Consider the following 13689-nt stretch of genomic DNA (forward strand, 5'->3'; position numbering starts at 1 on the left):
CGGCGATGCGTCCGACCTCGCTCGACGGACGGCGCGGGGCCCACCGCCCCCGCAGGACGACCCCACACGCCTCTCGGGTGTGGCAATCAGACCTCTGGGATGACAGCCCAGCGGCGGCGGAGGCCCCGGCCTCTTTCGCATCTTCGGCGTGCGTGGAGCACGGTCCGAAACAACAGCGATGCGGCACTCCCGCAACGGACACGAGGAGATAAATTGCGAACCACACGATACACGGCGATCGGCGCGCTCGGTCTGGCCGCAGCACTGGCTCTGACGGCCTGTTCGAGCTCGGGAAACACCGGAGGCTCGTCGAACGAACCGCAGGCCGTCCCGACGACCAAGGGCGACGGCAAGACGCTCACGGTCTGGGTGATGACCGGTGACTACACCGACGACACGATCAAGGCGATCAACGAGGAGTTCTCGAAGCAGACGGGCGCCAAGGTCGACGTCCAGACCCAGCTGTGGGACGGCATCACGACCAAGGTGAGCACCGCCCTGGCGACGTCGACGCCGCCGGACGTGCTCGACCTCGGCAACACCCAGGTCGCGAGCTACGCCGAGAACGGCGCGCTGCTCGACCTGACCCCGTACAAGGACGACCTGGCCCAGGGGCAGAAGTGGCTCACCGGTCTCGAGGAGCCCGCGACGGTCGACGGCTCCCTCTACGGCGTGCCCGGGTTCGCCGGCACCCGCGCGGTCATCTACAACAAGGCGATGTGGGCGTCGGCCGGCGTCACCGAGGCGCCGACCACGTACGAGCAGCTCACCGCCGACCTCGACAAGGTCAAGGCGGCCAACACGGCCAGCGACTTCTCCGCCTTCTACATGCCGGGCCAGTACTGGTACGCGGGCATGCAGTTCGTCTGGGACGAGGGCGGCGAGATCGCCACGCAGGGCAGCGACGGCAGCTGGAAGGCGGGCCTCGGCTCGGACAAGGCGCAGAAGGGCCTGGAGGACTTCAAGGAGTTCCAGAACGCCTATTCGACGGCCGCCTCGCAGACGCTCGACACCGACGAGCCCGACCAGAACCAGATCTTCGCCGACGGCAAGGCCGGTGCCATCCTCGGCACCAACGGCAAGATCGACCTGATCAAGAAGGCCAACCCCGCCTTGACCGACGACAGCTTCGGCACGTTCCCCTTCCCCGGCAAGTCCGGCAAGACGCAGCCCGTCATGATCGGCGGCTCCGACTGGGGCATCGCGGCGAAGAGCGCGAACAAGGACCTCGCGCTGCAGTGGGCCAAGATCGCGGCCAGCCCGAAGATCCAGTCCGACTGGGTCTACGGCAACGACGGCTGGATCCCGAACTCGACCGAGGGCATCGACGCGGCCCAGAGCACCCTGAGCGACATCGACAAGGGCTTCTTCACCGCCGCGCTCAACTCGAAGGCCACGCCGGCGAGCGGCAAGTGGGCGGCGCTCGAGGGCGACCGCAGCATCAACGACCTGTTCTCGGCCGTCGCGTCGGGCAGCAAGTCGCCCGAGGAGGCCGCGAAGACGTTCGACACCGCGACCGACAAGGCGCTCAACAAGTAGGACCCCGGCGGGTGCCGCACCCCTCGTGCGGCGCCCGCCGTCCCGCCCCAGCAGCCCCGCCCCGTCAGCCCCGACCACAGGAAGCAGTCATGGCCATCGCGACCGCACCCCGCGCCACCCGGTCCCCGAAGAAGAGGCGTCAGCTCGCCCCGCTCTGGCTCCTGAGCCCGGCGGGTCTGGTGTTGCTCGTCGTGATGGCCGCGCCGATCGTCTTCCTCGTCTTCACGTCGTTCACGAACTACGACCAGCGCTCTCTGTTCACCGGCGCATACGAGTCCGTCGGCGTCCAGCAGTACGTCGACCTGTTCACCGACTCCGCGTTCTGGGTGTCCCTGCTCCGGACCGTGCTGTTCACCGCCGCCATGGTCGGCGGCAGCGTCGCGATCGGCATGGGCGTCTCGCACCTGCTGACGCGTATCCACACGAGCATGCGGTACATCGTCACCGTCGTGCTGATCTTCGCGTGGGCGATGCCGAACGTCGCCTCCTCGCTGGTCTGGAACTGGCTCTTCCAGCCCGGCTACGGCGTCGTCAACTGGATGCTGACTCAGCTGCGGGTCTTCGGCGACATGACGAACACGCAGTGGTCGAACGATCCCTTCCTCGCGTATCTGTCGATCTGGATGCTGATCGTCTGGCAGGCGGTGCCGTTCATCGCCCTGACGCTCTACGCCGCCGAGACGCAGGTCTCGACCGAGTACAAAGAGGCCGCGCGCCTCGACGGTGCAGGTGAATGGCGCGTCTACCGCGACGTCACGCTGCAGTTCTTGAAGCCGACCCTGCTGCTCGTCACCATCCTGTCGATCATCTGGGACTACAACGTCTTCAACCAGATCTGGCTCGTCTCGCAGGGCGGCCCCGACTCCGCCACGACGACGCTCGGCGTCTTCATGTACAAGACCGCGTTCGTCGGCTTCGAGATCGGCCAGGGCTCGGCGATCTCGGTCGTCACGACGGTGCTGCTGCTCGGCCTGACCGCGTTCTACATCCGCAACCTGATCCGCTCGGGAGAAGACCTGTGACCACCACGGCCCCCACCGGCGTCGGAGCCTCCGCGACCGACGGCGCCTCGACGACCGCAGCCGCCCCCGACGGCGCGACCCGCACCTCCTCGATCGACGGACGCTCCGGAGGCGCGGCGAGCGACCGCCCCGCGCGTCGCCGTCGCAAGCGCCCCCGCTGGGTGAGCAACTCCATCGCGGTGATCTTCAGCGTCGTGTGGATCTTCCCCGTGTACTGGATGGTGAACACGGCGTTCAAGCCGCGCTCCGAGTCGATGACCACGACCCCGCTGTTCCTGCCGAAGAACCCCACCCTGGACAACTTCGTCACCGCCATCACGCAGACCGGGTTCCTGCTCAACCTGCGGAACAGCGCGATCGTCGTGTCGGCGACCGTCCTGCTGGCCATCCTGCTCGGGTTCTTCGCGGCGGCGGCGCTGTCGCGGTTCCGATTCAAGGGGCGCCGCACGATCATGGTCGTCATCCTGGCGGTGCAGATGCTGCCGACGACGGCGCTGCTGATCCCGCTCTTCCTGATCTTCAACAGCCTGGGGTTGCTGGGCACGTACGCCGGCCTCGTGCTGGCCTACATCGCGACGGTGCTGCCGTTCTCGATCTGGGTGATGCGCGGGTTCTTCATCGCGATCCCGATGGAGATCGAGGAGGCGGCCCAGCTCGACGGCGCGACCACCTGGCAGGTGCTCACGCGGATTCTGTTCCCGCTCGTGGCACCGGGCGTCATCGCGACGAGCATCTTCGCGTTCATCGCGGCCTGGAACGACTACATCATCGCCTACACGTTCATGAAGGATCAGTCGATGTACACGCTGCCGGTGTGGCTGGCCTCGTTCGTCTCGCAGAACACCGGCACCGACAGCGGCGGGCAGATGGCCGCGTCGGTCCTGTTCTCCCTGCCCGTCGTCGTCTTCTTCGTCCTCATCCAACGCAACCTGGTGTCCGGCATGTCGGCCGGCGCCGTGAAGGGCTGATCATGACCGACCTCTCGCTCGTCCCCCGTGTCGATCGGCTGACCCGCGCCTCCGGCGTGTACCTGCTCGACGGGTCCACGCGCATCGCGGCGCCCGACGCCCTCGCCGGCGTCGTCGCCTGGCTGCAAGGAGTGCTGCGACCGGCCACCGGGCTGCGACTCGCCGACGGCGCGGGCGACGGCGCCGGTATCACCCTCGACCTCGACGAGTCGCTCGGCCACGAGGCGTACCGGATGGAGGTGCGACCTGCGGGAGTGCGGATCACCGGCGGCGACGAGGCGGGTGCGTTCTACGGCGCGCAGGTGCTGCGACAGCTGCTGCCCGCGGACGTCTACCGCACGGCCCGGGTCGGCGGCGTCGAATGGGCCGTTCCCGCGGTCGACATCGAGGACTCGCCGCGCTTCGCCTGGCGGGGCGCGCACCTCGACGTCGCGCGGCACTTCATGCCGAAGCACGACGTGCTGCGCTTCATCGACCTGCTGGCGATGCACCGGTTGAACGTGTTGCACTGGCACCTCACCGAAGACCAGGGCTGGCGCATCGAGATCCGGAAATACCCGCGCCTGACGTCGGTGGGCTCCTGGCGCAAGACGACGCAGGTCGGCGCCGGGGTCGACGCCCCGGAGGACGGCCGCCCGCACGGCGGCTTCTACACGCAGGACGACGTCCGCGAGATCGTCGCCTACGCGGCCGCCCGTCAGATCACGGTCGTGCCCGAGATCGACGTCCCCGGCCACTCGCAGGCCGCCATCGCGGCGTATCCGCGGCTGGGCGTCGGCGCGGTCGCCCTCGGCGGCGAGGCCGTGGTCGAACCCCGTCAGCTCGAGGTGCACAGCCGGTGGGGCGTCATCGAGGACGTCCTCAACATGGAGGAGTCGACCGTCGAGTTCTACCTCGACGTCTTCACCGAGGTGATGGAGCTCTTCCCCGGTGCGTTCATCGGAGTGGGCGGCGACGAGTGCCCGAAGGTCCAGTGGCAGGCCGACCCGCGCACCCAGGAGCTGATGCGCGAGCGCGGTCTGGACGACGAGGAGCAGCTGCAGGCCTGGTTCATCTCGCGATTGGACGAGCACATCACCGCGCAGGGGCGTCGGCTGTTCGGCTGGGACGAGATCCTCGAAGGGGGAGCCGCGCTGTCGGACGGGGCGACCGTCGCCTCCTGGCGCGGCATGACCGGTGCCGTCGCGGCGGCGAAGCGCGGGCACGACGTCGTGGCCTGCCCCGACGACCAGGTCTACCTCGACTACCGGCAGTCCGAGGGGCCCGACGAGCCGATCCCGGTGTCGATCTCGTTGACCCTCGAGGACGTCTACGGGTTCGAGCCCGTGCCGCCGCAGCTCACGGCGGAAGAGGCGACTCACGTGATCGGCGGCCAGGCGAACATCTGGACCGAGTTCATGGACTCGCCCCGCACGGTCGACTTCTTCGCCTACCCGCGACTCTGCGCGGTGGCCGACGTCCTGTGGAGCGACGCCCCCCGCGACGTCGACGCGTTCTCCCGCCGACTCGACGGGCACCTCGCCCGCCTGGACGCCGTCGGTGTCGAGTACCGACCCCTCTCCGGCCCGCTACCGTGGCAGATGCGCCCGGGCATCCCCGGTCGGCCCTCGACACGTGAGGAGCGGGCCGCCTTCGTGGAGTCCCTGGTCGCCAACATCGCGCCGTGACCCTCGTGCGCGTCGCGTCAGCATCGAAGTGAGGCCGTAGCTATGGAGATCATCATCGTCCACGACGCCGACGAGGTCGGCCGGGTCGCCGCCCTCAAGATCGCGTCGGTCGTCAGTCGCAAGCCCGCCGCCGTGCTGGGCCTCGCGACGGGGTCGTCGCCGACCGGCATCTACGCCTCGCTGGCCGCGCGCGTCGCCGCGGGCGAGCTCGACTTCTCGCAGGCGTCCGGCTTCGCCCTGGACGAGTACGTCGGCATCCCGCTCGAGCACCCCGAGTCGTACGCCTCGGTGATCGACCGGGACGTCGTCCGGCCCCTCGGGATGGACCCCGCACGGGTGCGTGTCCCGGACGGCCGTGCGACCGACATCGAGGCGGCGGCCGTCGACTACGACCAGGCCATCGCGGCCGCCGGCGGCATCGACATCCAGATCCTCGGCATCGGCTCGAACGGTCACATCGGCTTCAACGAGCCGACGTCGTCGTTCGCGTCGCGCACGCGCATCAAGACCCTCGCTCCGAAGACCCGCGAGGACAACGCCCGGTTCTTCGACGACCCGTCGCAGGTGCCGACGCACTGCCTGACGCAGGGGCTCGGGACGATCCTCGACGCCCACGAGGTCGTGCTCGTGGCACAGGGGGCGAGCAAGGCGCACGCCGTCGCGGGCATGGTCGAGGGCCCGTTGTCGAGCATGGTGCCCGGCAGCGCCCTGCAGCTGCACCAGCACGCGACGGTCGTCGTCGACGAGGCCGCGGCGGCCGAGCTGACCCTCGCCGACTACTACCGGTACACCTACGCGAACAAGCCGGTCTGGCAGCGTTTCGAGTAGGCAGCCGGGCCGCATGCTGGTCATCCGAGACGGTGTCGTCCACGACGGCCACGGCAGCGAGCCGCGCCGGGCGGACGTGGTCGTCGTCGACGGCCGCATCACGGCGGTGGGGCCCGGTGCGGGCACCCCGGCGCCGGCGGGGCAGCCGGGGGTCGACATCGTCGACGCCCGTGACCTGGAGGTGCTCCCCGGCTTCGTCGACGTGCACGCGCACGACGATGCCGCGCTGTTCCGCCCCGGCGGTGTCGCCCCCAAGATCGCCCAGGGGGTCACGACGACCGTCGTCGGCAACTGCGGACAGGGGGTCGCACCGTCACCGGCCGACCCGGCCGACACCTCCTTGGCGGACTATTCGCGGCCGGTGCTGGGGGAGTTCCCGACCCGTCGCTGGCCGACGTTCGGCGACTACGTGCGCACGCTCGACGAGGAGGATGCCGCCGGCCGACTCGGACTGCACGCCGAGACGCTCGTGCCGCACGCCCCGCTGCGCGCCTCCGTCCTCGGGATGGAGCGTCGCCCCGCCGATGCGGCCGAGCGCTCACGGATCGCCGGGGCCGTCGGTGACGCCCTCGACGCGGGGGCGCTCGGGGTCTCGCTGGGGCTCATGTACGCGCCGGGCGACGCCGCCGACCGGCCCGAGCTCGTCGCCCTCGCCCGCGAATGCGCGACACGGGGCCGCCTGCTCGTAGCGCACATCCGCAACGAGGCCGACGGTCTCCGCGCCTCCGTCGACGAGCTCGCCTCGCTCGGCCGCGAGACCGGAGCCGCGGTGCACGTGAGCCACCTCAAGGTGACCGGGCCGCGCAACGTCGGCGGCATGCCCGCCCTGATCGACCATCTCGACGGGCTGCGGGAGTCCGGCCTGGACGTCTCGGCCGACGTCTACCCCTACGACGCGGGCAGCACGACCGTGGCCTCACTCTTCCCGCCGACGACGGCCGAACGTGGTGTCGACAGCCTGCTCGCGGCGCTCGCCGACCCGGGCACGCGGGCCGCCGTGCTCGACGGCCTGCTCGAGCCGTGGCCGGGCTCCGCACTCGAGAACCAGTACGCCGCGATCGGGCCGACGCGCATCTCGTTGGCAGGCTTCGCCCGCCCCGAGAACGCGTCGTTCGAGGGGCGGTCGCTGGCCGAGATCGCCGGGATCGTCGGCGGCGACCCGCGCGAGGTGCTGGCCGATCTCGTCCTCGCCGAACGGGGAGCGCTGACCGTCATCGTCTTCCACACCGATCTCGAGGGCATGCGCGCGGCGCTGGCCTGGCCGCACACGCTGGTCGGCTCCGACGGACTGCCGCGTGAGACCGGCACGGTGCACCCGCGTCTGTTCGGGACGTTCTCCCGGCTTCTCGACCAGTACGCGGGGTCGGGGCCACAGGCCGTGCTGTCGCGGACGGAGGCGATCGCGCGCGTGTCGACCCGTGCCTCCTCGCGGTTCGGGCTCGGGCGTGCCGCGGCCGGCGCCGACGCGATGTCGGGCGTCGTGCCGGGCGCCGTCGCCGACCTGCAGCTCATCGACCCCGCGACGTACGCCGATCGCGCGACGTACGCGACACCGCGGCTCGGGCCGTCGGGGATGCGCGGTGTGTGGGTCGCCGGGCGACGCGTGCTCTGAGGTGCGGCGTGGCGGCTGCGCGCCGCCCTCGCCATCGATCTCGTCGTCGGGTTCCCGTGCTGAAGCACGACCGCGTCTTCGTTCGCCACGTGCGTGAGGGCTGAGCTCAGGAGTGGATCAACCAGGCTCACTGCCGCTCGGTCGCCCTTCGTTGCGGCTCGGAAACGCCGAACCCGAACGGATGCCAGGCTACGGACGAGCGCGTTCTGCTCATCCACAGTGAGTCGAGGGTTCACGGGCGGATCATGGCTGCACGGTGCACTCTGGGCCGACCATCTCGAGGTGAGACGTCAGGAGGCGCGGTGAAGGTCTTGGTGCTGGGTGCGACCGGTGGGGTCGGAGCGCACGTCCTGCGCGTCGCCCTGTCGGCCGGACACGAGGTGACGGTGCTCGTGCGCGACCCGTCGGCGCTCGACGTCACGGACGGCGTGCGGGTGCTCACCGGTGATGCGACGTCCACCGCCGACGTGGAGCTCGCCGTGGCGGGCCAGGACGCCGTGCTCACCGCGATCGGGTCGCGCCAGGTGCGGCACCCCGTCGAGGCCGATGTCACGGCGGTCCTCGTGCCCGCCCTGGAAGGCGCGGGAGTCGATCGCCTCGTCGTCTGCTCGGCGTTCGGGGTCGGCGACAGCGAGAACGAGGCCGGCACGCTCCAGAAGATGTTCTTCCATACCGTGCTCGGCAAGGTCTACGCCGCGAAGGAGGTGGCCGACGCCGCCGTCCGCGCCAGCGGCCTCGACTGGACCCTCGTCTACCCGACGCGGCTCACGGACGACCCCGCCACCGGTGAGCTCGCGATCGGCGAGCACCTGCCCGACGGCGCGACGATGCAGGTGACACGGGCCGACGTCGCGAGCTTCATGCTCGACCAGCTCGGCCGCGACACGTGGTCGCGGAAGACGGTGATCGTGACGGGCGCGGCCGACTGAGCCCGTGCCTCCGTCGCTCGGTCAGCCGAGGACGGCCAGCGCGTCGATCTCGACGAGCATGGCCTCGTTCGGCAGTTCGACGAAGATCGTGGTGCGGGTGGGGAAGACGCCGCTCGGCACGTTCTGCAGCATCCACGTCTCGTAGATGGCGTTCATCTCGGCGAAGTCGCTGCGCTGCGTGAGGAACACCCGCAGCGAGACGACGTCCTCGAACGTGCCGCCCGCGCCCTCGACGATGGCCTTGACGTTGTCGAGCGTGCGCACGGTCTGCGACGTGAGGTCGCCCGGGTAGAGGTACTCGGCCGTCGTCGGGTCTTGCGGGCCCTGGCCCGACACGCTGAGGAACCCGTTCTTCAGCACGCCCTGGGAGAAGGTCGAGATGGGGGTGGGGGCTCCGGCGGTGCGGACTTCGGTCTTGTCGCTCACAGGTCTGCTCGACTCTCGCTCGTGGGGGGATGACGCATCGGCGCGTGGTTGCCCCTGCCAAACTACCGGTAGCTCCAGACACGGCTACCGAGAGGCAGACATGACCGCAGCACACCCCGGAGGCACGGGTGCCGTCACGAAGATCGGCTTCGGTCGCGAGCCGCGTCCCGTCCCGTTGATCGACCTCGCCACACCCCTGCTCACGATCGATCTGGACGCGCTGGGGCACAACATCGACACGATGGCGTCGTGGTGCCGGGCGGCCGGAGTCGACCTCGCTCCGCACGGCAAGACCACGATGGCGCCGGCCATCTGGCAGCAGCAGCTCGACGCCGGCGCGTGGGGCATCACGATCGCGACGGCGTTCCAGGCGGCGGTCGCCCGCGAGGCGGGCGTGCCGTCCGTCATCATGGCCGGCACCGCTTTCGCCCCGCACACGCTGGCCGGGCTCGCCGCACCGGGTACGGACGTGCTGATGTGGGTCGACTCGGTCGAGACGGTGCGACTCGTCGACGCGGCACTGGCGCGGGGCGAGGCCGCGCGACCGCTGGCCGTCCTGGTCGAGATCGGGTCGCCGCTCGGACGGACGGGTGCCCGCACGGTCGCCGAGGCGCTGCGGGTCGTCGACGCGGTGTCGGCGGCGCCAAATCTCGTCCTTGCCGGGGTCGCCGGGTACGAGGGGGCGTTGACGCACGACATCGACGAGGCGGGCATCGCGTTGATCGACGACTACCTGCGGACGATGCTCGAGTTCCTCGACGGGATCGGCGAGCCGGCGTTCGCACCGTGGATCGATTCGGGGCGCGATGTCGTACTCACCGCGGGGGGGAGCGTCTACTTCGACCGGGTCGTCGCGGTGCTGGCCTCGCGGCACGACCCCGCCGGTCTGCAGGGGCCGCGCACGCGCGTCGTGCTGCGATCGGGGTCGTACGTGGCACACGACCACGAGTTGTATCGGCAGCTGACACCGTTCGCCCGGGACACGATGCCGGCGGGGATGTCGGGGGCCGCCGGGCTGTCGGGTATTTCGGGGGTGCCGGGTGCTTCGGGGGTTGCCGGGCAGTCGGGGGCAGCGGCCGATCGGCCGTCGTTCGAGCCGGCGCTCGAGCTGTGGGCGTCCGTGGTGTCCCGACCCGAGCCGGGGCTGGCGCTGCTCAACGTCGGGCGTCGCGACACCGCCGACGACGAGGGCATGCCGGTGCCGCTGGATGCCTGGCGTCCTCAGGCGGCCGACCGGCGCCTCCTCGGGGTGCTCGACGGCTCGCACGTGTCGGCCCTGAACGACCAGCACGCCTTCCTGCGGCTCGACGACGGGTCCGCTCTGCAGGTCGGCGATCTGGTGCGGCTCGGCATCTCGCACCCGTGCACGACCATCGACAAATGGACCGAGATCGCGACCGTGCGGGGCGGCACTGCGCGCCGTGCCGTGCCGCCCGTGATCGAGGGGAGCATCGTCACGCGGTTCTGACCCGGCGCAGGCCCGTGCCTCGCCGGCTCGGGGAGTCGGCGAGGCATGGGTGGAACGGGGTCAGGAGTGCGAGCCGGAGTCTCCGGAATCGCTGTTGCCCGAGTCGCTGCCGCCGGACGAGCTGGGGCTCGGCGCCGGGGGAGTGGGCGCGTCGGTCGGAGGCGTCGGGGCGTCGCCCTTCTTGTCGTCGTTCTTCTGGCCGTCGGGTGCGGCGGGGCCGGCTGCGTCCGGAGCAGGTGCTCCGGGCTTGTCGCCGCCCTTCGGGCCGGGACCCGCAGCCGGGCCGCCGCCCGGTAGGGCGGCGCCGTCGGGGCCGGTGGCGCATCCCGCCGAGCCCTGGTCGTCCGTGCCCGACCGTGCGCCGGGGCCGGCCTTGGCGCCCGCGTCGGGGCCGTCCGTCGAGTTCGGCGTCGGCTCGGCGGTGGAGCCCGAGCCGGTGCCGGGTGTGGCAGTCGAGCCGGGTCCGGTACCGGGTGTGGCGGTCGACGAGGCGGACGTGCTGCTGCCGCCGGCGTTGGCGACGGCCACGGCCGTGCCGGTGCCGACCAGTGCGAGGCTGGCCGCGGCGATGCCGATGCCGAGCAGGACGCGCTTGCCCGTGCGGCGAGGGGGTGTTCCTCCCGTGGCGCGGTCGATCGGCAGCTCGCGCGTCGCCTGCTCGTGGGCCATCTGCTCGCGTGCCGTCTTCTCGTCGGGCGGCTCGATGGGCATCGTGGCGGCGTTCTCGTCCCAGCGGGCGTTGGCGTCCGCGTCGCGACGCGTCTCGTCGTCGAAGCCGTCGCCGGGGGTGGTGTCTTTCGGCATGGTGTCTCCAGGTGTCCGATGCCGGGCGGTCTCGAGGACGAGACTCGCGATCGGGTCGTTCCCGCCGGCTCACACCACTCTCGGAACCGAAACTGAAGCGGGCCCTAAAGTCGCGGAGGACTTGCGCGGCTTCGCCGACCGGGGCGGATTGCGGCGCAGGTGGTCGCGCACCCGACCGAGGATGCGCGCGAGGTCGTCGACGTCGTCGCGGGCGAGCGGTTCGAGCAGGAGCTCGCGCAGCACGCCGATGTGCCCCGGGAAGACCTGCGCCAGCACCCCGCGACCCGTCGCGGTGAGCGTGACCGTGACGCCGCGTTCGTCGTCCGCCGACGTGCTGCGCGAGACGAGTCCGGCTTTCTCGAGCAGCCCGATCTGGTAGGTCAGCCCGCTGCGGCTGTAGACGACGCCGTCCGCGAGCTCGGTCATGCGGCGGCTGTCGTCGGGGGCGTCGCCGAGGGTCGCCAGCAGCTGGAACTGCACGTAGCTGAGGTCGCCCGCATCGCGGAGCTGCTGCTCGACCCCGTGCTTCACGAGGCTGCTCACCTCGATCAGCGCGAAGTAGGCCTCGAGCTCGGCCGGGTCCAGCGTCGGGGAGGCTTCGTCGTCGCTCATCCCCCGATCCTACGTGCTTCGACTTCGAAGCTCCCGTTCGTGCCGAACGACGTGACTCGTTCGGCGCATGGTGCGGCGAGACATGCACCCGACGCGTCACTTCGTTGGGGAGGGCGAGCCGACCCGCGCCTCCTTCGGAACGAGGTGACCCGTTCGGCGCATGTTGCGGCTCAACATGCACCCGACGCGTCACTTCGTTGGGGAGGGCGAGCCGGCCCGCGCCTCCTTCGGAACGAGGTGACCCGTTCGGCGCATGTTGCGGCGAAACATGCACCCGACGCGTCACATCGTTGGGGGAGTGGGCGGGCACCCTGGTGCAGGCCACGAGCGGCGGTCTAGATTCGCGGCATGGATGCACGACGCACGACGGTCCACACCGACGACGGATGCCCGATCGCGGTGACGCACTGGGCCTCGACGGGACGGTCCGTCGTGCTGCTGCACGCCGGAGTGACCGATCGCCGGGCGTGGGACGCCGTCGGAGATCTGCTCTCCGACGAGGGCTTCTCGGTCGTCGCCTACGACCGACGCGGGTTCGGCGAGACACCCGCCGCGTCCGACCCGACGGCCTTCACCCACGTCGGCGATCTGCTCGCCGTGCTCGACGCCCTGCGGCTCGACGATGTCGTCCTGGTCGGCAACTCGATGGGCGGCGCGCTCGCGCTCGACACCGCCCTGCTGCACCCGGATCGTGTCTCGGGCCTCGTGCTCGTCGGGGCTGCCGTCTCGGGCATGACCGACGAGGACACCCCGTTCGACTGGGTACTCGACCCGGCGTCGGCGCCGCTCCTCGAGTCGATCGAGGCCGACGCGACGCCGCGCGAGGCGAGAATCGATGCCCTGGCGCACCTCTGGCTCGACGGGCCGACGGCTGCCGCTGGCCGCGTCGGCGATCCCGCCCGGGCGCTCTTCGCGGAGATGAACCGGGTCATCCTCGACGTCGCGGCAGCCGATTCGGCGGGCGACGCCGGGGTCGACGCCTGGACTCGTCTCGGTGAGATCGCGGTCCCGGTGGTGACGGCCTGGGGCGAGCTCGACATCCCCGCCGACCTGCCGTTCTACGTCGAGACGGCTCGCCGTCTCGGTCAGGGCCCAGGCCGGGTCGTCGACGGGGTCGCGCATCTTCCCGGCCTGGAGAGGCCCGACACGATCGCCGATCTCGTCCGCGAGATCGCCGGACGCTGACGCGCCGACCTGCGCCGACCCGTGGCCGCGGCCTCGATCAGCTCGCCGGCGGCGTCTGCCCGGTCATGTCGACCCGCTGCGTCTGCGTGTTCCAGGTGTAGGTCGCCTCGGCCCGCCCGGTGGGGTCGGCGTTCGAGTCGGAGCCCTGCGGGTACCGGTACGACACGTCGAGCTGGGTGTCGCTCGCGCGCGTGACGACGGGGGAGAACGCGTACTGCTGCTTCGTCGCGGTGCCGAGGTACGTCCCGTCGTGGAAAAGCAGGACGGCGTACGGCGAGCTCGGCGTCGAGCCGTCCAGCGTCACGACCGACCACGACAGGGGCGCGCACGCGTCGTAGCCGCTGTAGTCCGCGTTCGCGGCGTCCCAGCGATGGCCCTCGAGTCCGGATGGGACGGCCAGTGCGGCGATACCGTCGGCGGCCGCCTCCGTGCCGTCGTTCGGTCCGCAGGTCGGCGACGAGCTCGGAGCGGACGACGACGAGCCCGACGACGATGCCGGGGGCGCCTCCGACGCGGTCGGCGACGCGCCGTTCGAGGTGGCGCTGGTGCACCCGGAGACGGACGCCAGGAGGGCCGCCCCGAGCACGACGATGGTCGCTCTCGTTCTGAAGGTCATGACTCCACCCTGC

13 protein-coding genes are annotated in these 13689 nt (G+C 71.0%); 9 read left to right on the top strand and 4 right to left on the bottom strand.

Annotated elements, in window-relative coordinates; genetic code table 11:
- Positions 1-213 precede the first annotated feature (213 nt).
- From ACPEEZ_RS02580 to ACPEEZ_RS02610, 7 genes are all read left to right on the top strand, one after another.
- Entirely contained in the window at positions 214-1539 is a 1326-nt protein-coding gene (locus tag ACPEEZ_RS02580; RefSeq protein WP_423922352.1) for an extracellular solute-binding protein, read from the top strand.
- 89 nt (positions 1540-1628) lie between these two features.
- On the top strand, positions 1629-2561 hold the full coding sequence (locus tag ACPEEZ_RS02585) for a carbohydrate ABC transporter permease (RefSeq protein WP_423922355.1): 933 nt from the start codon (positions 1629-1631) through the stop codon (positions 2559-2561).
- On the top strand, positions 2558-3529 hold the full coding sequence (locus ACPEEZ_RS02590) for a carbohydrate ABC transporter permease (RefSeq protein WP_423922358.1): 972 nt from the start codon (positions 2558-2560) through the stop codon (positions 3527-3529). Before ACPEEZ_RS02585 ends, ACPEEZ_RS02590 begins: the two co-directional genes overlap by 4 nt.
- A 2-nt stretch (positions 3530-3531) precedes the next feature.
- Entirely contained in the window at positions 3532-5196 is a 1665-nt protein-coding gene (locus ACPEEZ_RS02595) for a beta-N-acetylhexosaminidase (RefSeq protein WP_423922361.1), read from the top strand.
- Positions 5197-5238: 42 nt separating this feature from the next.
- Complete coding sequence (nagB, locus tag ACPEEZ_RS02600; protein WP_423922364.1) at positions 5239-6024, top strand: glucosamine-6-phosphate deaminase; 786 nt, start codon at positions 5239-5241, stop codon at positions 6022-6024.
- A 13-nt stretch (positions 6025-6037) separates the two neighbouring features.
- The gene (locus tag ACPEEZ_RS02605; protein ID WP_423922366.1) at positions 6038-7636 is read left to right on the top strand and encodes an N-acyl-D-amino-acid deacylase family protein; all 1599 of its coding nucleotides are present in this window, start codon (positions 6038-6040) and stop codon (positions 7634-7636) included.
- 302 nt (positions 7637-7938) lie between these two features.
- Positions 7939-8565 carry an NAD(P)-dependent oxidoreductase gene (locus ACPEEZ_RS02610; RefSeq protein WP_423922369.1) on the top strand — a complete coding sequence of 209 codons (627 nt, stop codon included), beginning with the start codon at positions 7939-7941 and terminating at the stop codon, positions 8563-8565.
- 21 nt (positions 8566-8586) lie between these two features.
- On the opposite strand, the gene ACPEEZ_RS02615 is transcribed toward ACPEEZ_RS02610, so the two are convergent.
- Positions 8587-8991 (bottom strand): RidA family protein, encoded by a 405-nt coding sequence (locus tag ACPEEZ_RS02615; protein ID WP_423922371.1) that lies wholly within the window; start codon positions 8989-8991, stop codon positions 8587-8589.
- A gap of 100 nt (positions 8992-9091) precedes the next feature.
- Here ACPEEZ_RS02615 and ACPEEZ_RS02620 point away from each other — a divergent pair, with 100 nt between their 5' ends.
- Entirely contained in the window at positions 9092-10459 is a 1368-nt protein-coding gene (locus ACPEEZ_RS02620; protein ID WP_423922374.1) for an alanine racemase, read from the top strand.
- A 60-nt stretch (positions 10460-10519) separates the two neighbouring features.
- On the opposite strand, the gene ACPEEZ_RS02625 is transcribed toward ACPEEZ_RS02620, so the two are convergent.
- Entirely contained in the window at positions 10520-11263 is a 744-nt protein-coding gene (locus tag ACPEEZ_RS02625) for a hypothetical protein (protein WP_423922377.1), read from the bottom strand.
- A 69-nt stretch (positions 11264-11332) separates the two neighbouring features.
- Entirely contained in the window at positions 11333-11875 is a 543-nt protein-coding gene (locus ACPEEZ_RS02630; protein WP_423922380.1) for a MarR family winged helix-turn-helix transcriptional regulator, read from the bottom strand.
- A 348-nt stretch (positions 11876-12223) separates the two neighbouring features.
- Here ACPEEZ_RS02630 and ACPEEZ_RS02635 point away from each other — a divergent pair, with 348 nt between their 5' ends.
- Positions 12224-13060 (top strand): alpha/beta fold hydrolase, encoded by an 837-nt coding sequence (locus tag ACPEEZ_RS02635; protein ID WP_423922383.1) that lies wholly within the window; start codon positions 12224-12226, stop codon positions 13058-13060.
- A gap of 37 nt (positions 13061-13097) precedes the next feature.
- On the opposite strand, the gene ACPEEZ_RS02640 is transcribed toward ACPEEZ_RS02635, so the two are convergent.
- Positions 13098-13676 (bottom strand): LppP/LprE family lipoprotein, encoded by a 579-nt coding sequence (locus tag ACPEEZ_RS02640; protein ID WP_423922385.1) that lies wholly within the window; start codon positions 13674-13676, stop codon positions 13098-13100.
- Between the last annotated feature and the right edge of the window lie 13 nt (positions 13677-13689).

Source organism: Frigoribacterium sp. 2-23 (assembly GCF_049601585.1).
In the GTDB taxonomy this organism is placed as follows: domain Bacteria; phylum Actinomycetota; class Actinomycetes; order Actinomycetales; family Microbacteriaceae; genus Frigoribacterium.

Excerpts from the sequence above, each read along its gene's own strand:
- ACPEEZ_RS02640 (WP_423922385.1), bottom strand. The coding sequence starts at position 13,676 with ATGACCTTCAGAACGAGAGCGACCATCGTCGTGCTCGGGGCGGCCCTC.
- ACPEEZ_RS02635 (WP_423922383.1), top strand. The coding sequence starts at position 12,224 with ATGGATGCACGACGCACGACGGTCCACACCGACGACGGATGCCCGATC.
- ACPEEZ_RS02630 (WP_423922380.1), bottom strand. The coding sequence starts at position 11,875 with ATGAGCGACGACGAAGCCTCCCCGACGCTGGACCCGGCCGAGCTCGAG.
- ACPEEZ_RS02585 (WP_423922355.1), top strand. The coding sequence starts at position 1,629 with ATGGCCATCGCGACCGCACCCCGCGCCACCCGGTCCCCGAAGAAGAGG.
- ACPEEZ_RS02595 (WP_423922361.1), top strand. The coding sequence starts at position 3,532 with ATGACCGACCTCTCGCTCGTCCCCCGTGTCGATCGGCTGACCCGCGCC.
- ACPEEZ_RS02605 (WP_423922366.1), top strand. The coding sequence starts at position 6,038 with ATGCTGGTCATCCGAGACGGTGTCGTCCACGACGGCCACGGCAGCGAG.
- ACPEEZ_RS02620 (WP_423922374.1), top strand. The coding sequence starts at position 9,092 with ATGACCGCAGCACACCCCGGAGGCACGGGTGCCGTCACGAAGATCGGC.
- ACPEEZ_RS02625 (WP_423922377.1), bottom strand. The coding sequence starts at position 11,263 with ATGCCGAAAGACACCACCCCCGGCGACGGCTTCGACGACGAGACGCGT.
- nagB (WP_423922364.1), top strand. The coding sequence starts at position 5,239 with ATGGAGATCATCATCGTCCACGACGCCGACGAGGTCGGCCGGGTCGCC.